Annotated in this window: 19 protein-coding genes; 11 read left to right on the plus strand and 8 right to left on the minus strand. The window is 63.4% G+C overall.

The genetic code is table 11. The annotated features are described in order from the left end of the window. Window positions 1-36: 36 nt before the first annotated feature. The 4 genes from BLS51_RS05060 to BLS51_RS05075 are packed head-to-tail and all read left to right on the plus strand — an operon-like array spanning window position 37 to window position 5,671. The gene (locus tag BLS51_RS05060; protein WP_229207380.1) at window positions 37-4,026 is read left to right on the plus strand and encodes a beta-galactosidase; all 3,990 of its coding nucleotides are present in this window, start codon (window positions 37-39) and stop codon (window positions 4,024-4,026) included. A gap of 17 nt (window positions 4,027-4,043) precedes the next feature. Beyond that, entirely contained in the window at window positions 4,044-4,268 is a 225-nt protein-coding gene (locus tag BLS51_RS05065) for a DUF3820 family protein (protein WP_090177251.1), read from the plus strand. A 58-nt stretch (window positions 4,269-4,326) separates the two neighbouring features. Continuing rightward, on the plus strand, window positions 4,327-5,355 hold the full coding sequence (locus tag BLS51_RS05070; RefSeq protein ID WP_090177248.1) for a M4 family metallopeptidase: 1,029 nt from the start codon (window positions 4,327-4,329) through the stop codon (window positions 5,353-5,355). Window positions 5,356-5,365: 10 nt separating this feature from the next. Then, complete coding sequence (locus tag BLS51_RS05075; RefSeq protein WP_090177245.1) at window positions 5,366-5,671, plus strand: protealysin inhibitor emfourin; 306 nt, start codon at window positions 5,366-5,368, stop codon at window positions 5,669-5,671. On the opposite strand, the gene BLS51_RS05080 is transcribed toward BLS51_RS05075, so the two are convergent. The 5 genes from BLS51_RS05080 to BLS51_RS05100 form a co-directional block, all read right to left on the minus strand. Then, window positions 5,668-6,036: a glutaredoxin gene (locus tag BLS51_RS05080; RefSeq protein WP_090177241.1), complete on the minus strand. Its 369-nt coding sequence runs from the start codon at window positions 6,034-6,036 to the stop codon at window positions 5,668-5,670. The two genes, BLS51_RS05075 and BLS51_RS05080, sit on opposite strands and share 4 nt — an antisense overlap. A gap of 7 nt (window positions 6,037-6,043) precedes the next feature. Next, complete coding sequence (locus BLS51_RS05085) at window positions 6,044-6,616, minus strand: BPSL1445 family SYLF domain-containing lipoprotein (protein ID WP_090177238.1); 573 nt, start codon at window positions 6,614-6,616, stop codon at window positions 6,044-6,046. Window positions 6,617-6,698: 82 nt separating this feature from the next. Next, window positions 6,699-8,864 (minus strand): putative bifunctional diguanylate cyclase/phosphodiesterase, encoded by a 2,166-nt coding sequence (locus tag BLS51_RS05090; RefSeq protein WP_090177234.1) that lies wholly within the window; start codon window positions 8,862-8,864, stop codon window positions 6,699-6,701. Next, window positions 8,857-9,828 carry an EAL and HDOD domain-containing protein gene (locus tag BLS51_RS05095; RefSeq protein ID WP_175472513.1) on the minus strand — a complete coding sequence of 324 codons (972 nt, stop codon included), beginning with the start codon at window positions 9,826-9,828 and terminating at the stop codon, window positions 8,857-8,859. Before BLS51_RS05095 ends, BLS51_RS05090 begins: the two co-directional genes overlap by 8 nt. Window positions 9,829-9,875: 47 nt before the next feature. Beyond that, window positions 9,876-10,814 carry a LysR substrate-binding domain-containing protein gene (locus BLS51_RS05100; RefSeq protein WP_090177225.1) on the minus strand — a complete coding sequence of 313 codons (939 nt, stop codon included), beginning with the start codon at window positions 10,812-10,814 and terminating at the stop codon, window positions 9,876-9,878. Window positions 10,815-10,958: 144 nt separating this feature from the next. Here BLS51_RS05100 and BLS51_RS05105 point away from each other — a divergent pair, with 144 nt between their 5' ends. The 4 genes from BLS51_RS05105 (at window position 10,959) to BLS51_RS05120 (ending at window position 15,040) form a co-directional block, all read left to right on the plus strand. Further along, entirely contained in the window at window positions 10,959-11,663 is a 705-nt protein-coding gene (locus BLS51_RS05105) for a pirin family protein (protein ID WP_090180585.1), read from the plus strand. 132 nt (window positions 11,664-11,795) lie between these two features. After that, window positions 11,796-12,449, plus strand: a complete 654-nt coding sequence (gene ribA, locus BLS51_RS05110) for a GTP cyclohydrolase II (protein WP_090177222.1) — start codon at window positions 11,796-11,798, stop codon at window positions 12,447-12,449. Between the two features lie 18 nt (window positions 12,450-12,467). Continuing rightward, complete coding sequence (locus BLS51_RS05115) at window positions 12,468-14,051, plus strand: S1 family peptidase (RefSeq protein WP_229207379.1); 1,584 nt, start codon at window positions 12,468-12,470, stop codon at window positions 14,049-14,051. Continuing rightward, complete coding sequence (locus tag BLS51_RS05120) at window positions 14,048-15,040, plus strand: FHA domain-containing protein (RefSeq protein ID WP_090177216.1); 993 nt, start codon at window positions 14,048-14,050, stop codon at window positions 15,038-15,040. Before BLS51_RS05115 ends, BLS51_RS05120 begins: the two co-directional genes overlap by 4 nt. Window positions 15,041-15,044: 4 nt before the next feature. On the opposite strand, the gene BLS51_RS05125 is transcribed toward BLS51_RS05120, so the two are convergent. Next, window positions 15,045-15,644, minus strand: a complete 600-nt coding sequence (locus BLS51_RS05125) for a TetR/AcrR family transcriptional regulator (protein ID WP_090177213.1) — start codon at window positions 15,642-15,644, stop codon at window positions 15,045-15,047. Window positions 15,645-15,734: 90 nt separating this feature from the next. Between BLS51_RS05125 and BLS51_RS05130 the strand changes: the two genes are divergently transcribed. Beyond that, a complete protein-coding gene (locus BLS51_RS05130; protein WP_090177209.1) occupies window positions 15,735-16,967 on the plus strand; it encodes an MFS transporter in 1,233 nt (410 codons plus the stop codon). Here the strand turns inward: BLS51_RS05130 and BLS51_RS05135 are convergent. Beyond that, window positions 16,964-17,254 carry a hypothetical protein gene (locus tag BLS51_RS05135; protein ID WP_229207378.1) on the minus strand — a complete coding sequence of 97 codons (291 nt, stop codon included), beginning with the start codon at window positions 17,252-17,254 and terminating at the stop codon, window positions 16,964-16,966. The genes BLS51_RS05130 and BLS51_RS05135 overlap by 4 nt on opposite strands. 60 nt (window positions 17,255-17,314) lie before the next feature. Then, window positions 17,315-18,025, minus strand: coding sequence for an OBAP family protein (locus BLS51_RS05140; RefSeq protein ID WP_090177202.1), 711 nt, complete (start codon window positions 18,023-18,025; stop codon window positions 17,315-17,317). A 156-nt stretch (window positions 18,026-18,181) separates the two neighbouring features. Here BLS51_RS05140 and BLS51_RS05145 point away from each other — a divergent pair, with 156 nt between their 5' ends. Beyond that, window positions 18,182-20,059: a M61 family metallopeptidase gene (locus BLS51_RS05145; RefSeq protein WP_090177198.1), complete on the plus strand. Its 1,878-nt coding sequence runs from the start codon at window positions 18,182-18,184 to the stop codon at window positions 20,057-20,059. 80 nt (window positions 20,060-20,139) lie between these two features. Beyond that, the gene (locus BLS51_RS05150) at window positions 20,140-21,039 is read left to right on the plus strand and encodes an MBL fold metallo-hydrolase (RefSeq protein WP_090177195.1); all 900 of its coding nucleotides are present in this window, start codon (window positions 20,140-20,142) and stop codon (window positions 21,037-21,039) included. Window positions 21,040-21,229: the final 190 nt, after the last annotated feature.

A 21,229-nucleotide genomic window follows, 5' to 3' on the forward strand; every position in this document is an offset into this window, starting at 1 on the left:
CGGGCTACCTCAACCCGACTGGCCTCGCCCTCGCCCATGACGACTGCACGCACCGCGCTTCGCCGCCCCCGACTATCCCTGCTGCCTCGCCTGCTCGCCATGGCTTGCGCGACGCTGGCGCTGCATGCGGGCGCGCAGGAGCTGGGGATTCCGCAGGCGTCGGACGCGCAGAAGCAGCAGGCGCGCCAGCAGGTCACGGCGGATTCACCGGTGTTTGTGCTGGTTGGCGCACCATTGGCCAGCATCGGCAAGTTGAGCGTGTATTCGTCCTACGATGGCGTGACCTTCACGCCACTGGCGTCGGAGGCATTGACAGCATTAACAGCGCTGGCAGCGCCAAGCGGCGCTCCGGCAGCCGATGTCGCCGTCGATGCGTCCATCGTGCGCCATGCCGGCAACTACTACATCGCCTACGCGCAGGGTGCGCGCATCGCGGTCGCCCGGTCGGCAGACCTGAAACACTGGCAGCCGCTTGATATCGTCGCGCCAGCGCTGCCAGGCCTGACGCTGGCCGCCGCACCGCGCTGGCTGAGCGGCGTGGACGGCCAGCCGCAGCTGGCCGTGTCGCTGTCCACGCAAGCAGGCGCACAAACCTATGTACTAACGCCGGACGCCGAATTCACGCGATGGTCGGCCCAGCAACAAGCGCGTGGACTGCCCCCCGGCGCCGCGATCGCGCGCATCGGCGACGTCGGCGTCGGGACAGCCGGCGCAACTGTCGGTGCGAGCGACAGCGCCGGCGCCATTGTCAGCGCCGGTGCTCGCGCCAATGCCGGCCACGACGCAGCGCCAGCCTCGGCCGCGCCATACGCCGCGCTGGTGCGTAATCCTGCCAGCGGTCAGCTGGAACTGGCGACCGCCGCGACGCTGGCTGGCCCTTGGAGAGTAGAGCCGCAAGCCGGCCTGGCCGCGCTGGGCAGCATCGCTGGAACGCCGGCGCTGGTCAAGCTGCCGAGTGGCGGCTGGCGCCTGTACGCCAACGATGCCGACGGCCGCCAGCTCTGGTACGCCGACAGCAGCGACAAGCTGCGCACCTGGAGCACCAAGACTCAGACCGGCGGCATCTCCGGCACGGTGGCCAACGCCTCGGTGCTGCTGGACGAACGCCAGGCCTACACCACCGCTACCAAGCCCAAAGGCAAACCACGCAAAGTCAGCTGGGACGAACACTCGCTGATGGTGGACGGCAAGCGCATCGTCGTCTGGTCCGGCGAGATTCACCCGTTCCGTCTGCCCAGCCCTTCGCTGTGGCGCGACATCATCCAGAAAATGAAAGCGGTCGGCTTCAACGGCATCGCCTTCTACTTCGACTGGGGCTACCACTCGCCAGCGCCCGGCGTGTACGACTTCAACGGCGTGCGCAACGTCGAACGCGCCATTGAGATCGCCGAAGAAGAAGGCATGTACGTCATCGCCCGCACCGGCCCTTATGTCAACGCCGAACTGACCGGCGGCGGCTATCCCGGCTGGATGTTCCGCAACAAGGCCGAAGCCCGCACCGACGATCCGGTCTACCTGGCCGCCGCCGATGAATGGATGACGCAAATTAACGCCATCATCGCCCGCCACCAGATCACCGACGGCGGCGGCAACGTCATCGCCTACCAGCTGGAAAACGAACTGGGCAAGGTGGAGCCGAAACACGTGCGCCAGATGGAGCACCTGGCCAAGAAAGCCCGTGCTGACGGCATCACCGTCCCCTTCTTCCACAACGCTGCCGGCCGCCTGCCCGACTGGACGCCGCCGACCTCCACCGCGCCATGGGCCAATTCCGGCCCAACCGACATCTACGCCTTCGACGGCTACCCTGGCGGCAGCTGCAATGTGTTCGCCGATCCATCCGGACCGAACAAGGCGCCAGACTGGGGAATCTACGGCAAGCCCGGCTTCAAGGCCGGCGCACTGTCATCGCCGAAAACGCCAGGCTTCGCCGCCGAACTGGGCGGCGGCTGGTTCGACTACTGGGGCTCCAACGGCACCTACAACTGCACCGCCGAGCGCCAGGGCATCGGTTACCAGCGCGTGTTCTACGGCACCAATCTGATCAACCGCATCACCATCCACAACATCTACATGACCTTCGGCGGCACCTCGTGGGGCTGGCTGGGCGGCCCGGTGGTGTACACCTCCTACGACTACGGCGCGCCGATCTCGGAAGACCGTGGCCTGCGGCCGAAGGCGCTGACGCTGAAGCAGCAAGGCATGTTCGTACAAGCCGCCGAACAGGCGCTGGCGCAGATGGGCAAAGGGCCGCTCATCCCGACCTCGTCGCCAAAGGTGAAGGTCTACCACAACGTCAATCCGAAGCTGGGCACGCACATCCTGTTCGCCGTGCACAGCCCTTCCGACCAGTTGAGCGACGACCGCTTCACCTTTGAACTCGACACCAGGGAACGCCGCTACACGGTGCCGCTGCGCCTCAACGGCCAGGACGCCAAGATGCTGCTGGCGTCCTATGCGCTGGAGCGCCAGCAACTGGTGTACTCCACCTCCGAACTGCAAACCCACTTCCGCCAGGGCGAGCGCGATCTCGCGCTGCTGCATGGCCGCGATGGCGAAGACGGCGAAACCGTGCTGCGCTACACCAGCGCACCGCGCGTCGAAGTATTGGCCGGCAAGGTCAGCTCGCACTACGACGCTGCCAGCGGCGATCTCAAACTGAGCTACGTGCACGACGGCCTGGCGCGCGTGCGCATCAGCGGCGGCGGCAAACCGGCCTTGCTGCTACTGATCGCCGACAACAAAAACAGCATCAACTTCTGGACGCAGAAAACGCCAGCCGGCCAGGTGCTGCAACTGACGCCAGCACTGGTGCGCAGCGCCACACTGGCCGGCGGCACGCTGGCGCTGACCGGCGACACCTCGGCCGCCAGCGCATTGGAAATCTGGGGACCGGCCTTCAGTGCCGCCACCTTCAACGGCAGCCGCCTCGCACTGACCGCACAACCAGACGGCAGCTACCGCAGCGCCACGCTGGCCGGGCCGGAAGCCGTCAAACTGCCCGACCTGGCCACCGCCACCTGGCTGCGCCGCACCGACAGCCAGGAAGCCCGACCAGACTTCGACGACACACTCTGGACCAAGGCCGACACGCGCGCCTCGGCGGCGCAAACCTGGACCATGCCCGAACGCGGCCAGCCAACGCTGTCGATGAGCGACTACGGTTTCCATCACGGCGACATCTGGTATCGCGGCCGCATCGACATCTCCGATCCGAAAACCAATCAGCTGGAACTGTTCTACGGCGCCGGCGGCGCCGGCATGCTGCAAGTGTGGATCGACGGCCGTTACGTCGGCCAGCACGAACTGGACACCGGCCGTTCCTTCCCCGAAACCACCGATAGCGTCAAGCTGGCACTGGGCAATCTGGCGCCAGGCAAGCATCTGATCGCCGTCATGGTGCGCAACAACTCGCACAACTGGAACCTGATGGCGGACGACTACCACCGCGAGGCACGCGGCCTGATCTCCGCCTCGCTGACATCGAAAGGCGGCAAGCGCTTCGCCGTGCCGATCGCCTGGCGCCTGCAAGGCACGCGCGGCGGCGAAACGCTGACCGACGTGGCGCGCGGCCCGCTCAACAACGGCGGCCTGTACGGCGAACGCGAAGGCTGGCACCTGCCATCAGCGCCGCAGCAAGGCTGGAGCAAGGCACAGTCCACCGACGCGCCACCAGCGCCAGGCACCTACTGGCTGAAGACCCAGTTCCAGCTCGATCTGCCGAAGCAGCACGATGTGCAGCTGGGCCTGGCCTTCGGCGACACCACGCAGCCGCGCTCGGAGCGCGAAAACCGCGCGCTGATTTTCGTCAACGGCTGGAACATGGGCCAGTTCGCGGCCCACATCGGGCCGCAGCGCACCTTCGTGATCCCGCCCGGCATCCTCAACCCGAACGGCCAGAACACCATCGCGCTGGCGGTCACCACCGACGGCAAGGCGGAAAACGCGCTGGAACCGGTCCGCCTGGTCAACTTGCGCACCGCGCGCGGCGGCGTGCCGCTGGAGATGGTGTCGGCGCCGCAATAAGGGTTTATCATGCGCGGATGAACTCAGAAAAACTCGCCCTGCTGCTGACGCGCGAAATGCCCTACGGGAAGTACAAGGGCCGCAAGATTGCCGACCTGCCCGGCCACTACCTGGGCTGGTTCGCGCGCGAAGGTTTCCCCTCCGGCGAACTGGGCGGCCTGATCGCGCTGATGTACGAACTCGACCACAACAACCTGCGCATGTTGCTCGATCCGCTCAAGACCGCTGCGCGCCAACGGTGACGTGCCGGCAACGCAAATACGTGTATAAATACGTTATTGCATTGTTTAGGAGAACGTTATGGCCGAGCATCCGCATGGCTGCACCTGCTTCATCGTTCCGCCCAAGATGTTGCGCAAGCTGGCGGAACAAACGCAAGACGCCACCGAGCGCCATTGCCTGCTCGATGCAGCGGAAATTTCCGCCCACCTGCGCGGCCAGCGCTCGGTTGCGCCTGTCGTGCTGGGCATCGCGGCCGCCGCCACCGGCGAGAAACGCCGCACTGTCTACGATGCGCAAAACAAGTCCAAACTGCCGGGCAAGCTGGCGCGCGGCGAGGACAGCAAGCCGTCCACCGATGTCGCCGTCAACCAGGCGTATGACGGCGCCGGCGCCACCTACGATTTCTATCGCGAAGTTCTGAAACGCAATTCCATCGATGGCAAGGGCATGCGGCTGGAGTCCACGGTTCACTACCAGAGCAAGTTCAACAATGCCTTCTGGAACGGCCAGCAAATGGTCTATGGCGATGGCGACGGCAAGCTATTCCTCGGCTTCACCGGCGCGCTGGATGTCATCGCCCATGAGCTGACGCATGGCGTCACGCAGTTTGCCGTGCCGGGCGGGCTGGTGTATGAAGACCAGAGCGGCGCCCTCAATGAATCGATTTCCGACGTGTTCGGCAGCGTGGTCAAACAGTGGACGCTGAAGCAGAATGTCGAGCAGGCCGACTGGCTGATCGGCGCCGGCATCATGGCGCCGTCGGTCGGTAAGGCGCTGCGTTCGATGGCAGATCCTGGTAACCAGGCGCTCACCTGGTCCGGCGACGACCAGCCGAAAAACATGTCAGGCTACATCGAAGACGGCGATGTGCACACCAACTCCGGCATCCCCAACCACGCGTTCTATGCGGCCGCCATCGCGCTCAAGGGCAACTCCTGGGACAAGGCCGGGCCGATCTGGTACAAGGCGCTGGGCCTGCTGACGCCAAACGCCACCTTTGCCGACATGGCCAACGCCACCACCGAGTCCGCCGCGCTGCTGTACGGCGCCGATTCGGCCGAGCAGCACGCCATCCAGGCCGCGTGGAAAGTGGTGGGTGTGACGTGAAGGAAACACCATGCGCTTGATACTCAAATGCACCGGCGGCTTTGCCGGCCCGGCCGGCGCGCAAACCCGCACCGTCGACCTGAAGCAACTACCAGAGGAGCAGGCCAGCCAGTTGCAACAGCTGCTACAGGCCAGCGACTTCTTCGCCCTGCCGCCCAAGCTGGTCAAGCAGGCGCCGAAGTCCTGGGATTTCAAATATGAACTGGAAGTCGAAGACGGCGGCGCGCCCCATTGCGTGGTCTACCACCTGGACGAAGCGTCGCCGTCACTGAAAGAGCTGACCGAAAAGCTCAACGACGAAGTCGATCCCGACTAGGCCGCCAGCATGCGCTGAAACTCGCCGCTGGCGATCAGCTTTTGCAGATCATTGGCGCCGCCGATCAGCGTGCCGTTGACGAAGATCATCGGGAAGGTCGACCAGCCGCTCCACAGCTTGAGCGCCAGGCGCGGACGCCATTGCGAAAAGTAATTGCCGTAGCTGAGGTAGGTGTACGGCGTGCCCTGCCCGTCCAGGATCTTGCGTGCCTTGGCGGGAAAGGGATTCAAGCCCATGCCAACCACCACCACCTTGTGGGCGGTGATGGCGGCCTGCACTTCCGCTACCAGCGCAGCATGATTGTTCTCGATCTGCGCCAGCGCAGCGGGATGAATATGGGCCTGGTCCAGGGTGTTACGCGTCATTATTGCCTTAGAGATTAAGTTTGGAAATCTTTGTGCCTTCGAGATTCAGGTTGGCCATCAGGCCGGCATTGGTCAGTACAAAGCCCTGGATCGGATTATTGGCGGTCGAGGTGTCGATCTCGCCATTCGCGCCCACCTTGATCAGCGCCACCGAGCCATCCACGCCTGCGGTCCAGCCCTTGCCATTGCGGAACTTGTCCAGCGCCTCGCGGCTCATGAACAGCAGCACCACCGCCTTCGATTGCGCGCCCGCCTGGAAGCCGACCGACAGCGAAGCAACGCTGTAGTAATCGACCGACTGGCCACCGCTACGCAGCACGCCTTTGCCATATTCGCCGCCGACCACCAGGCCGGCCGCCACCACGTTCGGGAATACCAGCACGCCGTTTGCCTTGCGCACCAGTTCACGCGAACCCGGCACCTCCTTGTACAGGCGCTCCAGCGTGGTGTAGGCGCCCTGCTCGATCTCGGTCTTGACGGCGGCGGCGCTTGGCTTGCCTTCACCGGTGGTGGTAGTGCAGCCGGTCAGGGCCAGGCCGGCGCAAGCCAGCGTCATTGCAGCAAACGTATGTTTTAGCATGGAAGTCTCCTCAGGTGGATGAAAACAGACCATTCTGTCAGCCTGTAACATAGCACGCTATCTCTCTTCCGTAGCACACTGATCAACGGTTAGGGAAAGCCAGCCGCTTGCCTTCGCGCAGCATGGCGGCAAATTCGGCGGCCGGCACCGGCTGGCTGAACAGATAGCCTTGCAGCTGGTCGCAACCTAGCTCGCGCAGGAAACTCATCTGCTCGGCGGTCTCCACGCCCTCGGCCACGATCTCCTGGCGCAGCTGCTGTGCCATGGTGACGATGGCGCGCGCAATCGCGCAGTCATTCTCCTCGTACGGCAGGCCGATGACGAAGGAGCGATCGATCTTCAGCGTGCTGATCGGGAACTTCTTCAGGTACGCCAGGCTGGAGTAACCGGTGCCGAAGTCATCCAGCGCCAGCGCCATGCCCATCGCCACCAGCTCGTTCATGATGGCGATGACTTTTTCGGTGCCGCGCATCAGCAGGCTTTCGGTGATTTCCAGGTTGATCTGGTCCGGCTGCACCTGGTGCCGTTCCAGCACCGCCGCGACGCGCCTGGGCAGCTCGCTGTCGAACTGGCGCGCCGACAGGTTGACCGCGATCGGCGGCATGATCAGGTTGGCGTCGCGCCACTCCCTGACCTGGCGGCACGCCTCTTCCAGCACCCACGAGCCGAGGTCATGGATCAGGCCAGTCTCTTCCGCCACCGGGATGAACACGCCCGGCGACACCAGCCCGCGCACCGGATGGCGCCAGCGCAGCAGCGCCTCGGCGCCGACAATGCGGCCGCTGCGCAAGCTCACCTTCGGCTGATAGAACAGCTGCAATTCGTGGTTGTGCAGCGCCTGGCGAAGCTCGCTTTCGATGCGCAAATGCTCCTTGGCGCGCTGGTTCATCTCTTCGCTGTAGAACAGGAAGTTCGATTCGATGCTTTGCGCCGCCTTGGCCACCGCTACGTCGGCATAGCGTATCAGCGTTGGCACATCGGCGCCGTCTTCGTTGTAGACGGTGATGCCGACGTGCGCGCCAACCTGCAAGCTGTGCGCCGCGACCAGGATCGGCGACGCCAGCGCCGTCAACAGCTTCTCGGCGACGATGCCGGCGTGCTCGCGCTTTTCCACATGCAGCAGCGCGACAGCGAAGCGATGGCCGTCCAGCCGCGCCAGCACATCGCCTTCGCGCAGCGTCTGGCGGAAGATGCGCCCGATTTCACTCAGCAATTCATTGCCGATATCATGCCCCAGCGTATCGCTGATGGCGCCGACGCGGGTGATCTCCACCACCAGCAAGGCGCCATGTTCGCCGGACCGCTTGGTTTCAGTCAGCGCCTGGCCTACCAGCGTGGTCAGCAGGCATAGATTGGGCAGGCCGGTCAGCGGGTCGTAGTTGGCCATGCGCTGCATGCGCGCCTCGGCATCCTTGTGCACGCTGATGTCGGAGAACAGCGAGAACGTGTGGCTGATCCTGCCGCGCTGGTCGCGCACCGCACTGATGGTCACCGACTGCGGGAACATCTCGCCATTCTTGCGCCTGCCGATGATCTCGCCTCGCCATGGACCGCCGCCCTGCATCGCCGTGCGCACCTTGGCGCGGAACTCGGCGTCGTGCACGCCGGAGCGCAGCAGGTCCGGCGTCTTGCCGATCGATTCGGCTGGCGTGTAACCGGTGATGCGGGTGAACGAGGAATTGATCGAGACGATGCGCTCATGTGCATCGGTAATCAGCACGCCCTGCTCACTGTCTTCGATGATGCGCGCGTGCAGGTTGATCTTGTCCTGGTCGGACAGCGCATGGTTGGCTTGCGACACGCGCACCAGCATGCCCAGCGGTTCGCCGCTGTCGTCGTGGCGCAGTTCGATGTCCAGGTGCACCCAGATGATCTCGCCGCTTTTCTTGCGCCGCCGCACTTCGGTGCGCGCCGCCAGCGCGCCGGGACTGTGGTCGAAGAACAGCTCGGCGATATTACCGTCGTCATCGTCCTCTGCATACAGGAACAATACATGCTGGCCAATAACCTCGGCGGCCGTGTAGCCGAACATGCCTTCTGCGCCGGCGCTCCAGGCCGTCACATAACCGGTCAGGTCGAGTTCCAGTGTGGCGCCGTCCGGCAACGCCGGCATGTCGGCCGGCTTGACGGTCGAACGGGCCAGCGTCAGGGCCTGCTCCAGCTCGCGCAGCGTCTGCGCCAGCGCCTCGCCTTGCTGGCTGCGCGCCAGCCGGCTCAATTCAAGGCAACGCTCGATCGCGTTAACCATGGACGTTACCCGCCTTGCCGGCGCTGACGCCTTGCATCCATAAATAAGCATCGGCAACCAGGCGGTTGAAGGTGGCGCCGTCCAGCTGCAAGGCTGCCAGGCAGTCGCCCAGGCTATCGTATTCCGCGCGCTCGGCGGATTCGACCACGCAAAGCAGCTGGCCCAGTTCGCCTTCATGCGACAGCAGCGCCCGTTGCACCGCGTCGCTGATGGTCAGCGGCTTCAGCACTTCCTCCAGCGGCATGCCGAACAGCGTCCCCAACAGCGAGAACATGCCGACCATGAAGGCCTGTTCCTGATGATGCTTGTCTTCGCCGATGGCCTTGGACAGCAACTCCATCAGCCGCGCCCGTACCGACACGTGCGCCAGCAACATGGCCGAGCGCTGGTCGCCTTCGCGCGACGAGAACAGCATCAGGTTCAGCCAGCGGCGCAGCTGCGAGCGGCCGAGGATCAGGATGGCTTGCGAAAAACTGGTGACGCGGCGGCCGGTGCCCATGCCCAGCGAATTCACCAGCCGCAGCAGGTGATATGACAAGGTCGGGTCCTGGCGCAGCAGCGCTTCGATTTCGTGGGTGTCGGCATCGGCGGACACCAGTTGCACCAGCCGCAGCGCCAGCGCGCGCGACGCGGCCTGGGTGCCGACCGGCTTCGGCGGCGTGGCCAGGAACCAGTCGCCTTCAATCCACTGGATGGCGGGCGGCAGCTCTTTCGGCAGCGCGTCGTCGACGCGCTGCGCCTTGTCGGCCGGCAGCGGCTTCCAGCCGGCTTGTTCCAGTGACTGCTGCAAGGCCTCGTCGGCGCCGGCGCGGTAGTAGCAGCTCATGCTGCCGCCGGCCAGTTCTTCCAGCACGGTCACCGGCGCGGCGCCAGCAGGCAGGCGCGCGAGGTCCAGCAGCAAGGCTGCCGGACTGCCGTTGCGGTCAGCCAGAGGATGCGGAAACACAGGCGGCGTGGCGGTCATTGAAAGTTCCAGCGAGACGTTAGGCGATCCTGACATGTTGCCCGAAACTATTGGCCTTGGTCAACATTATGATGGGGCAGCTGGCTAATCAGGCGTTCGAACAGGCCCGGTTGTCGCATGCGGTTGATCCACCAGTTTAATGCGGCGCCATTTTCACCACTGCGCCAGGCCAGGTAAAAGGTCTCGGCCGGCTTCGGCTCCTCGACCTGTTTCTCCACCAGCAGGCCGGCGGCGATGGCCGTACGGGCGCAGGGTTCGGGCAGGAAGCCAAAGCCCATGCCAGCCAGCTGGTACTGGAATTTTGTTTTCATGTCGGGTACGGTCAGCGTGTCCTGTCCCAGCAACAGGCCGACTGTGCGCGGCGCCATCCGGCGTGCCGAATCGGCCACGCTGACAGCGCGGTAGTGTTGCAGATGCGTCCGTCCCAGCTTGTCCTGGACACTCGCCAATGGATGCGATGGCGACACGGCAAACACAAAGTTGATCTTGCCCAGCGGCTCGGAAACATAGCCGCCACCCGCCGGGCCGTCGCCAGCCGCGCCCACCAGAATATCGGCGCGGCGCTCCAGCAAGGCTTCCCAGGTGCCGGACAAGGCTTCCTGCACGATGCGCAGGCGGGTCTGCTTGGCCACGTCATAGAAAGCCGGCACGTCGTCGTGGAACAGGCAGGCGGAAAACATGGAATCCATGCCGACCGCCAGCTCGGTTTCCCAGCCTGACGCCACGCGGCGCACCCGGTGCTCCAGATCCTGCGCCGCCTTCAGCAGGTAGCGCCCCTCTTTAAGCAGCTCGGCGCCGGCCGGCGTCAGCTCCACGCGCGGGCCGTTGCGTTCAAACACCTGCACGCCGAGATCGTCCTCCAGCTTGCTGACGGTGTACGAAATCGTCGATGGCACGCGGTGCAATTCCTTGCCGGCAGCGGAGAAGGAACCGCGCCGGTCGATGGCGTCCACGATTTGCAGGGCTTCAAGGCTTAGTCTGAGCATTCGATTTTTTCGATAGTAGGACGGTAATTTTTCCGTTTTTTTATTTGGAATCAGCGGACTACAATGTGATTCATGGATGCAGCGATACGAAAGAACGCTTTCAAAATTATCGCACATTAACCCCAACAAGAAATGGAGCACATCATGTTACAAGTACGTCATTCTGATTCGCGCGGCAAAGCTAACCACGGCTGGCTGGACTCCAAACACAGCTTCTCCTTCGGTCATTACCATGACCCGGAACACGTCGGTTTCGGCCCGCTGCTGGTCATCAACGAAGACAAAGTGCAAGGCAGCCAGGGTTTTGGCACCCACGGCCACCGTGACATGGAAATCATTTCGTACGTGCTGAGCGGCGCGCTGGAACACAAGGACAGCATGGGGACCGGTTCGGTGCTGCACTACGGCGATGTCCAGCGCATGAGCGCCGGCACCGGTGTGCGTCACAGCGAGTTCAACCACAACCGTGATGAAATCGTGCACTTCCTGCAAATCTGGATCCAGCCTGACCAGGTCGGCATTCCTCCAAGCTACGAGGAAAAGAACTTCGCTCCCGAGAGCAAACAAGGCAAGCTGGCCCTGATTGCGTCGAACGATGGCCGCAAAGGTTCGGTGCTGATCCACCAGAATGCAGAGATCTACGCCTCCATCATGGCCGAGGGCGACAGCCTGAAACATGAGCTGAAAGAAGGCCGGATTGGCTATGTGCACCTGATCCGCGGCGCGGTCACTGTCAACGGCGTGCATCTGAAAGCCGGCGACGCGCTGAAACTGAGCGACGAGCCAGTCGTCACGCTGGATCAGGCGGAAGAAGCTGAACTGCTGCTGTTCGACCTGCCTAAACAATAAGCAGGCTTGAGGGTCCGAGGGGGCCCTCAAAACATTTCCGCCAGTTTTGGTATCATGAAGGGCGCGCCGGGTCTGTTGGAACAGCCCGGCGCGCCTTTTTTACCCTGGATGAATAGAATAAAGAGCAAAACCATGTCGCAGAGCGCAGAAATCCCGTCCCAAGACGAACTGAACTACGTCACCTCCTGCGCCCTGCCAACGCCTTGGGCCCAGTTCACGCTGCACGCCTTCGTCGAGAAAGCCACCGGCAAGGAACACCTGGCGATGGTGCTGGGCGATATCGGCAATGGCGAGCCGGTGCTGGCGCGCGTCCATTCGGAGTGCCTGACCGGCGACGTGCTGTTCTCGCAACGTTGCGATTGCGGCGCCCAGCTGGAAGGCGCGCTGAAGAAGATTGCCGATGAAGGCCGGGGCGTGCTGCTCTATCTGCGCCAGGAAGGCCGCGGCATCGGCCTGGTCAACAAGATTCGCGCCTACCGCCTGCAAGAGGCTGGCGCCGACACGGTGCAGGCCAATGAACAGCTGGGCTTCAAGCCGGATCAGCGTACTTATGGCTTGGTCAAGCCCATGCTCGAACAGTTCAACGTAAAAAGCCTGCGCCTGATGACCAATAATCCGCGTAAGATCAGTGCCATGACGAATCTGGGCGTTGAAGTGGCCGAGCGCGTGCCGCTGCTGGTCAACCGCAATGCCTTCAACCAGTATTATCTGGATACCAAGGCCGCCAAGCTGGGCCACATGATGACGCCGTTGACGCCGGTGCCGGTGGAGGATGGCGCGCTGTAACGTTGTTTTAAGGACTGCATGAAAGTCACCAAGCTCGCCAGCATTCTTGCTTTCACCTGGGCCTGCGCCGGCATCGCGCCGGCAGCGCCCGAAACCGCCACCGCGCAGCAGCCCGCCAGCCCGGCGGCGCGCGCGGCATCAGCCAAGCCAGCCATACCAACCAACCCCGCCGCAGCGGCGCAGCCCGGCGCCAAGCCGCCCACCGGCCAAGCCAACGCAGCACCGGCCACCGCCACACCACCTGCCGCTGCCGCGTCAGGCGCCGTACAGGGCGCACAGGGCGCGCATGGCGCCAATGGCGCGGCCGACAGCAACACCGCCGATGCCGGCGATGCGGCCAACGCCGACGGCGCGCCGCTGCCGCCGCCCTCCAGCGCCGCCCAGCACCTGTACGCCTCCGCCAAGAACGACATCCTGCAAGTGCGCTCGCTGCTGAAAAGCGGCCGCACGCAATCCTCGGTCGGCTCCGGTTTCCTGATCGGCACCAGCAACCTGGTGCTGACCAACTATCACGTGGTCTCGCAATTCGCCCTCGATCCCGACACCTACGTCGGCGAATGGGTGGACACCAGCGGCCAGCGCGGCAATGTTGAACTGCTGGCGGTCGACGTGCTGCACGACCTGGCCGTGCTGCGCGTGAACCGCAACGGCACCGGCTTTTTCAAGATGCCGGAAAAACTCGCACGCCTGACGCAGGGCCAATACCTGTACTCGATGGGCAATCCGCTCGATCTCGGCTTCGCGATTTCCGAAGGGGCCTACAACGGCGTCATCACCCGCAGCTTCTACGACCAGCTGATGTTCACCGGCCCGATCAACTCCGGCATGAGCGGCGGCCCCAGCGTGACGGCCGACGGCTCGGTGGCCGGCGTCAACGTCTCCAAGCGCCTTGACGGCGAACTGGTCAGCTTCCTGGTGCCGGCGCGCTACGCACAGGACCTGCTGAAAAAAGTCGAAGCCCAGCAAAAAGCGCCGGCCGATTTCACCTCGGTGGTGGCCAGCCAGTTGCTGGCGCACCAGACTGCGATGGTCAACCAGCTGCTCGCCAGCCCGCTGAGCCTGAAACCGATGGGACCGTATCAAGTGCCGGTGCGCGAATCCGAACAGATGCGCTGCTGGGGCCGCTCCAACGTCAAGGCCGACAAACCATTCTCGGTGGACGACGCCAGCTGTGCGATGGAATCGGCGATCTTCGTCAGCGGCTCGCTACAGACCGGCCAGATTGCTATCCGCCACCAGTTCCTGCGCAGCACCGGCCTCGACCAGCTGCGCTTCGCACAACTGGCCAGCACCTCGTTCAAGAACGAACACTTCGGCAGCAACCGCGACGCGCGCCTGACCGGCCCCAACTGCACCGAAAGCTTCGTCAAGCACAAAGACCTGTCGCTGCGCGCCGTGCTGTGTGTGCGCGCCTACCGCAAGTTCGCCGGCCTGTACGACTTTGCACTGCTGACCGCCAGCACCGACCAGGGCCTGATGAGCCTGCAAAGCCGGCTCGATGCGCGCGGCGTTTCTTATGACAACGGCATGCGCCTGACGCGCGTGTTCCTTGAATCGCTGTCGCTGGCGCCGGCCACGGCGAAGAAAGGCGGCGTCAAATGAAAGCCCCTTACTTCATCGAAATCCTCGCCCGCAATGGCGACGTGCTGCACCGTCACAAGGTAAGTGCGCTGCCGATCCGCATCGGCCGCAGCTACGACAACGACATCATCCTCGACGATGCCCATAGCGCCGCCAGCCACGCCATCATCGAAACCGACCAGCACAACCAGGTGGTGCTGCGCGACCTCGGCAGCAAGAACGGCATTGTCTACAAGGGCCGCAAGCAGAGCAGCATGTCGCTCGACGGCGAAGCCGTGGTGCGCCTCGGCCACACCCGCTTGCGCGTGCGCGGCGCCGACTTCCCGGTGGCGCCGGAAATCGCCGACACCACCATGCACGGCTGGGAAGGCGGCACACCGGCCACCATCGGCCTGGTGCTGATCGCGCTGTTCAGCTGCGTGGAAACCTGGCTGTCGGATGTCGAACCGTTCGCGCTGATCCGTTACCTGCTGGTGCTGGCGTCCAGCCTGGCCGCCGGCCTGCTGTGGGCGGGCGTATGGGCGCTGGCCAACCGGCTGTTCGGCGCACATGCGCGCATGGGACGCCATCTGTTCATTCTCGGCAGCGCGCTGGCGGTGGTGGGCTTGTGGCGCATGGGCAGCTCGGTGCTGGCCTATGCGTGGTCGGCGGAATCGCTGACGCGCTACGGCAACCTGGTCACGCTGGGCATCGCCTGTGCGATGATCTTCTTCCACCTGATTACCATCAAGCCACACCACCCGCGCCGCTTCCTGATTGCCGCGACGGTGATGCTGCTGGCCGGCTCCGGCCTGATGGTGCTGTCCAACCTGCAAAGCACGGGCCGCGCGGCGGATGAGCTGTATATGTCGGTGCTGCTGCCGCCGGAAGTGCGGCACAGCGAGGATCGCAGCGTCGACCAGTTCCTGGCCAATGCCGCCAAACTGAAAACCGGCGCCGACGGCGCGCGTTCGCAGGCCGTCAAGGAAGGCGCCGGCAATGACGACGAGGACGACGCCAGCGGCGACTAAGCCGTCACTTCTTCGGCCAGCCGTACAGCACCTGGTCCACCACCTGCTGCAAATGCTCGCGGGTGGCGCCGGCAGCGGATTGCACCGCCATGCCGTTGGACACGGTCATCACGTAGCGCGCCATCTGGCCGGCGCAGAAATTCGGCGGTAAATCGCCTTCCTGACTGGCGCGGATGAAACGCTGCTTGAGCCGGTCCTCGGCGGCGGCGCGGCGTTCGATCAGCGTGTTACGGATCGGCAGCGCATCGTCGCTGCATGCCAGCGCGCCATTGATGACCAGGCAGCCGTGTGGGCTCTCTTCCTCGGTCTGGGCGTTGGCGTTACCGCGCAGGAAATGCTCGACCACTTCGCGCGCGGTCGGCTGTTGCAACGCTGCTTCAAACAGGGGATCGCGGCTGGCGCCGTAACGTTCCAATGCCAGCTTGAACAGGTTCTCCTTGTTGCCGAACACCGCGTACATGCTGGGCCGGTTCATGCCCATGGCTTCGGTCAACTCCGGCAGCGAACTGCCTTCGTAGCCCTTCTCCCAGAACACCTTCATCGCTTTTTCCAGCGCGCTATCCGCGTCGAAGGTGCGCGGGCGGCCGATTTTTCTCTCTTTCATACCGATCGGTTAAAAATTTATTGACAAAGTTCCTTGCTACGGACATTATGAACCGACCAGTAAAAAACTCAAGCTTTTTCAGGAATTCCCATGCAAAAACAAAATACCCAGGCGACCGTCGCCACCGCGCCGGCCTCGCCTGCTCCCCATCACTCACCGTGGCCAGGCGTGCTGTCCATCGCCATTGGCGCGTTCGCGCTGGTGACCACCGAATTCCTGCCGGTCGGCCTGCTGCCGGCAATTGCTGCCGAACTCGGTATCACCGAAGGCGTGGCCGGCATGATGATTACCGTGCCCGGCCTGGTGGCGGCGGTGGCGGCCATCCTGGTCACCGTCGGCATCGGCAAGACCGACCGCCGCTACGTGCTGTGGAGCCTGACCGGCACCATGCTGCTGTCCAACCTGATCGTCGCCTTCTCGCATTCCTTCCCGCTGATCCTGGTGGGCCGCGCGCTGCTGGGCGTCGGCGTTGGCGGCTTCTGGGCCTTGGGACCAGCATTGAGCACGCGGCTGGTTCAGCCGGGCATGGAGCCGAAAGCGCTGTCGATGATATTTGCCGGCGTCTCGATCGGCACCGTGGCCGGCGTGCCGGCCGGCGCGCTGATTGGCGAACTGTTCGGCTGGCGCACCGCCTTCCACGCCGGCAGCCTGGTTGCCGTGCTGGTGCTGCTGACGCAAATGCGTTTGCTGCCGGCGCTGCCGGCCAAGTCCTCGGTCACCTTCCGCCAGTTGCCGGAACTGCTGCGCGTGCCCAAGGCGCGGCTGGGCATCTTCATCACCATGCTGATCTTTATCGGCCAATTCACGGCCTACACCTATATCACGCCCTTCCTCGCCCAGGTGACGCAGCTGGACGCCAAGACCATCAGCATCCTGCTGCTGGTGTATGGCGCGGCGGGCCTGGCGGGTAACGTAATCGGCGGCAAGATCCTGGCGCGCAGCGTACGGGCCGGGCTGATCACCACCGGTGTGGTGATGGGCTTGTCGACCGCCGCGCTGCCGTTGCTGGGCCATGGCCTGATCGGCGCGGGTGTGCTGGTGGTCATCTGGGGCATTGCGTTTGGCATGATGCCGATGTCGGTGCAGACCTGGATCTTCCAGGCCGCGCCGCATGCGATGGAAAGTGGCGGCGCGGTGTTCGTCACTACCGCGCAGATCGCGCTATCCGGCGGCGCGCTGGTGGGCGGCCTGGCGGTCGATCATCTGGGCGTATCAAGCGCAATGGTGGTTGGTGGCGTGCTGTCGTTGTCGATGGCGGCGGTCGCGCTGCTGTGGGCGCGCGATGGCGACAAGCCCGCCGCCAAGCTGCACGCGGTACATTAAAGCCGCACGCGCCGATAGGCGCCAAGGAATACCTCGGCTTCCTTATCCGACAGTACCTTGATGTCGTCGCCATGCCAGACATACAGGTACTGCGGGCCGCCCTGGCGGTCGGTCAGCTTGGCGTCCACCAGGAAGCAGGTGCCGAGCGGATAGATGCTGGTGTCGCTCATGCGGCGCGAGCATTGCACCGGCAGGTCGGTCGAATAGGCCTGGCCGGGCAACGGATAGATCGCCACCTGTCCGCCCCACGCCACCGATTGCACCGCCATCTGGCGGTACGCAGTCATATCCCGCGCCATCTTCACTCCCAAAAAGGCGTATGGTAACAGACGCTACTGCTGCAGGAGCTACTGCTGCCTTACGCCAGGGATGTCAGTGGTCGGGCGCGGAAACTTGCCTTTGAGATCATCCACGCCCGACTGCGGCCTGGCCAGCGGCAGCAGGTCACGTCGCGACGCGCGCGTGGTGGCGGTGTCCAGCCCCATCTTTTCATCGCGTTTCTCCACCAGGCCGGGCACCGCCTCGTTGTCACGGTTGAATGACCATGCCAGCATGGGTTCGCCCAGCGGCAGCTTCTGTTGATCCGTGTGCCAGAAGTGCCATGTCTTGCCATAGCTGTTCATCTTGGTTTTCATCAGCGCTTTCTCGGCGGCTTTGGGTATGCCGGGCGCCATCAGCTGGCCGCTGAGGATCTCGCCGTTGTGCGGATGCCAGAATGCACGCTCCCCGGCCGGCAAAGATGCAAACAGCTTCTCGGAGATGATGTATTCCACGCCATTCAGGTTCGCGTCTTCGGCGTTACCGTCAAATAGCATGCATTGCGCGAAATCCTCGTTCATCTGATGACAGTAATGATGGGCCTCCATCTGCTGCTCCGGATGTTCTTTCATTGGATGAAAGCCAACCAGATAAATATCGAAGCCCGCCAGCGGCCGGTTACTCTGCAATACCTTCGCGCCCGCCTCCAGCACCTTGGTCTTCGTTTTCTTCTCGTCTCCCGGCGGCACAACCGCAGTTACCGCAGCCAGACCCAATCCCACCAAGCAAGTCTTCAACATACGCACCTCCTTTTTTCCACGATAGTCCAAACACCCACCGCGTGACGCGCGCCTGACATCGGACGTCCGTGCGGACAGCTTTACACCGGGCGGACGGCCCGATACCCTTGCCATTCAACGGCTTACGTTTGGCATGTATATTGCAAGACGCACGATATGAAAAAACTACTGCTCTCCCTGCTCATCCTTCCTTGCCTCGCCATGGCCGGCATGATCCCGGCGCCGCGAGACATTCCTTTTAAAGGCGATATCCAGCTTGCGGTCGACGCGAGCGACAGCGTGCACAAGATCTTTCGCGTACGCGAAACCATTCCGGTTCAGAAGCCCGGCGCCATGGTGTTGCTCTATCCTCAATGGGAAACCGGCAGTCACTCACCAACGCAGGAAGCCGCGCCGCTGGCCGGCCTGATGATCCATGCGGACGGACGCCGGCTGGACTGGCGGCGCGACGATGCCAATCCCTACGCTTTCCACATCAACGTGCCATCCGGCGCGCGCGCGATCCAACTGGAGTTTCAGTACCTGCCCGCCGCAGCCGGCCCGAAGCTGATGTCACGCGATCTGTTGATCCTGTCTTGGCAAAAGGTAGCGCTGTATCCAGCCGGGTGGTACATCCGGAATGTCGGCGTGCAGGCCGAGCTGACAATCCCTGATGGTTTCCAGTTTGCGACGTCGCTGGAAACGGCGAGGTCCAGCGGCAATCGCGTCACCTTCAAGCCGGCCAATTTTGAAGACCTGGTCGATGCACCGGTGTACGCGGGCCGCTACTACAAGCGCATCGACCTGGACGGTACACAAGTGCGGCTGAATATGTTCGGCGACAGCGCCGCCTCACTCGACCTGCCGGCAACGTTGATCGCCAAGTTCAAAACGCTGGCGACCGCCGTGCCACAGCTGTTCCGTTCGCAACACTACCGGCATTTCGATTTCCTGATGTCGCTGTCGGATGTACTGCCTTCTGGCGGCGGCGTAGAGCATCAGGAGTCCACTGAAATCAATGTCTCGGCCAACTACGCGCGCGATCCCGGCGAGCAGGTGCTGATGGCCAATCTGGTGGCGCACGAGTTCATCCACTCGTGGAACGGCCGCACGCGCCAGCCTGCCGATTTATACACACCCAACCTGAACCTGCCGATGCGCGGCAGCCTGCTGTGGGTGTATGAAGGCCAGACCGAATTCTGGGCGCACGTGATCAGCACGCGCCAGGGCTTGCGCAGCGTGCAGCAAAGCCTGGATGCGCTGGCGGTCGATGCGTCGCTGATGGCGAATCGCCCGGGACGCGCGTGGAAGTCGCTGCAGGACAGCACCGTCGATGCGCTGTACATGCCGGCCAAGCCAGTCAACTGGCGCGACTGGCAGCGCCGCGAGGACTACTATGCCGAAGGCGTGCTGCTCTGGCTGGACGTCGACATGCTGCTGCGCGCACTGACCAAGGATCGCAAAAGCATGCTGGATTTCGCCGCCGTGTTCTTTGGCGCGGGGCAGAATACGCGCACCATCACCACCTACACCTTCGAAGATGTCTGCAAGACGCTCAACAAGATCGCGCCGTATGACTGGGCGGCCTATTTCAAGCAACGCCTGCACGCGCACGACGACACCTATCTGCTCGACGGTCTGAAACGTGGCGGCTATCGCCTGGTGTACACCGACCAGCCAACGGAATTCTTTACGCTGCATGAGGTGGACCTCGGCGGCATGGACCTGTCCACCTCGCTCGGACTGGTAATAGGAAAAAAGGGCGCGATCAAGAGCGTGGCATGGGAAGGCCCGGCGTTCAAGGCCGGCATCAGCCTGGGCGCACGCCTGGTATCGGTCGGCGGACAGCCTTATACCGATGAGGGACTAAAGCAGGCAATCCGCGACAGCGCCGCCAGCAAGCAGGCCATCGCACTGGACTTCGAGGCGGATGGCGCGGTACGTTCGGCCAGCATCCCCTATTTCGATTCGTTGCGCTATCCGCGACTGGAGCGCATACCGGGCGCCGCCGACCGCCTGCGCGATCTGCTACTGCCTTCTTCGGAAAACCAATAACACTATGCGGAAATAGACTTGGCGGAAAAATCCGCCGCGCGTGAAAATTGTCTGATTCCCTCATCAGACAAGGATCAGATATGAAGTTGTTCCGCTTGTTCGTTTTGCTGGCAGGCCTGAGCTGCCTGCTACCCGCCAAAGCCGATGATGCGCCGGCGCGTGTCACGGTGATTTTCGATGCGTTTGGCAAACCGTCGGACTTGCAGCGCGGCTGGGGTTATTCGGCGCTGGTCGAGTACCAGGGCAAACGCATCCTGTTCGACGCCGGCGGCCAGTACCAGACCTTTGCCGACAATGTACGCAAGCTCAACATCGATCTGAAAACGCTGGATTTCGTGGTCATCTCGCATCGCCATGGCGACCACACCGGCGGCCTGGCCTATGTGCTGGAACAGAACCCTACCGTCAAAATCTACGCGCCGCTGGAAACCGGCTCCTTCGGCACGCCGCCCTCCCCGCCTGCCGCCAAGGCGCTGTTGCGCAATGCGGCCGGTATCACGCCCGACCTGCGCTACTTCAACGGCAAGCCGCCCGCCAGCCTGACCATCGATTCGCCATGGCCTGCCGCCAGATTCACGCTGATCGACAAATCGGTGGAGGTGGCGCCGGGGCTATACCTGGTCAAGACCGTGTCGGACAGCAAGGGCACGCTGGAGCTGAATGAACTGTCGCTGGCGATCCGTACGCCGCAAGGCCTGGCGGTGGTGGTCGGTTGCTCGCACCCGGGCATCGAGCGCATCCTGGAGGCTGCATCGCAGTACGACAAGCAGTTGTACACGATCGTCGGCGGACTGCACTTGGTCGACAAGAGCGACCAGCAAGTCAGCGAAGTGGTGAACAACTTCAAGACACGCTGGCACGTGGAACGCGTCGCCGCCGGCCACTGCACCGGCGAGTTTGCGCAAGTAGAGCTGGACCGCGTGTACGGCGACAAGCACGACCACTCCGGCATCGGCGAGGTGATCGCGCTGCCGCGCTGATTCAGCATGTACGATTGATCTGGCTTAAAGCCATCCCCACTAACGGGCTCAGGATATCGACATGATGTCCTGAGCCCATTGTTTTTCAGTCCGCTTGAAGGATATCTTTCAGCTACTAAACTGAATAGTTATTTGGACGATCCCGATAGCTGGCTGAATGTCCCATCAAGCGCATGTTCGACTATCTGTT

Source organism: Duganella sp. OV510 (genome assembly GCF_900100205.1).
GTDB lineage: Bacteria > Pseudomonadota > Gammaproteobacteria > Burkholderiales > Burkholderiaceae_D > Rugamonas.

Excerpts from the sequence above, each read along its gene's own strand:
- BLS51_RS05060 (WP_229207380.1), top strand. The coding sequence starts at position 37 with ATGACGACTGCACGCACCGCGCTTCGCCGCCCCCGACTATCCCTGCTG.
- BLS51_RS05065 (WP_090177251.1), top strand. The coding sequence starts at position 4,044 with ATGAACTCAGAAAAACTCGCCCTGCTGCTGACGCGCGAAATGCCCTAC.
- BLS51_RS05070 (WP_090177248.1), top strand. The coding sequence starts at position 4,327 with ATGGCCGAGCATCCGCATGGCTGCACCTGCTTCATCGTTCCGCCCAAG.
- BLS51_RS05075 (WP_090177245.1), top strand. The coding sequence starts at position 5,366 with ATGCGCTTGATACTCAAATGCACCGGCGGCTTTGCCGGCCCGGCCGGC.
- BLS51_RS05080 (WP_090177241.1), bottom strand. The coding sequence starts at position 6,036 with ATGACGCGTAACACCCTGGACCAGGCCCATATTCATCCCGCTGCGCTG.
- BLS51_RS05085 (WP_090177238.1), bottom strand. The coding sequence starts at position 6,616 with ATGCTAAAACATACGTTTGCTGCAATGACGCTGGCTTGCGCCGGCCTG.
- BLS51_RS05090 (WP_090177234.1), bottom strand. The coding sequence starts at position 8,864 with ATGGTTAACGCGATCGAGCGTTGCCTTGAATTGAGCCGGCTGGCGCGC.
- BLS51_RS05095 (WP_175472513.1), bottom strand. The coding sequence starts at position 9,828 with ATGACCGCCACGCCGCCTGTGTTTCCGCATCCTCTGGCTGACCGCAAC.
- BLS51_RS05100 (WP_090177225.1), bottom strand. The coding sequence starts at position 10,814 with ATGCTCAGACTAAGCCTTGAAGCCCTGCAAATCGTGGACGCCATCGAC.
- BLS51_RS05105 (WP_090180585.1), top strand. The coding sequence starts at position 10,959 with ATGTTACAAGTACGTCATTCTGATTCGCGCGGCAAAGCTAACCACGGC.
- ribA (WP_090177222.1), top strand. The coding sequence starts at position 11,796 with ATGTCGCAGAGCGCAGAAATCCCGTCCCAAGACGAACTGAACTACGTC.
- BLS51_RS05115 (WP_229207379.1), top strand. The coding sequence starts at position 12,468 with ATGAAAGTCACCAAGCTCGCCAGCATTCTTGCTTTCACCTGGGCCTGC.
- BLS51_RS05120 (WP_090177216.1), top strand. The coding sequence starts at position 14,048 with ATGAAAGCCCCTTACTTCATCGAAATCCTCGCCCGCAATGGCGACGTG.
- BLS51_RS05125 (WP_090177213.1), bottom strand. The coding sequence starts at position 15,644 with ATGAAAGAGAGAAAAATCGGCCGCCCGCGCACCTTCGACGCGGATAGC.
- BLS51_RS05130 (WP_090177209.1), top strand. The coding sequence starts at position 15,735 with ATGCAAAAACAAAATACCCAGGCGACCGTCGCCACCGCGCCGGCCTCG.
- BLS51_RS05135 (WP_229207378.1), bottom strand. The coding sequence starts at position 17,254 with ATGACTGCGTACCGCCAGATGGCGGTGCAATCGGTGGCGTGGGGCGGA.
- BLS51_RS05140 (WP_090177202.1), bottom strand. The coding sequence starts at position 18,025 with ATGTTGAAGACTTGCTTGGTGGGATTGGGTCTGGCTGCGGTAACTGCG.
- BLS51_RS05145 (WP_090177198.1), top strand. The coding sequence starts at position 18,182 with ATGAAAAAACTACTGCTCTCCCTGCTCATCCTTCCTTGCCTCGCCATG.
- BLS51_RS05150 (WP_090177195.1), top strand. The coding sequence starts at position 20,140 with ATGAAGTTGTTCCGCTTGTTCGTTTTGCTGGCAGGCCTGAGCTGCCTG.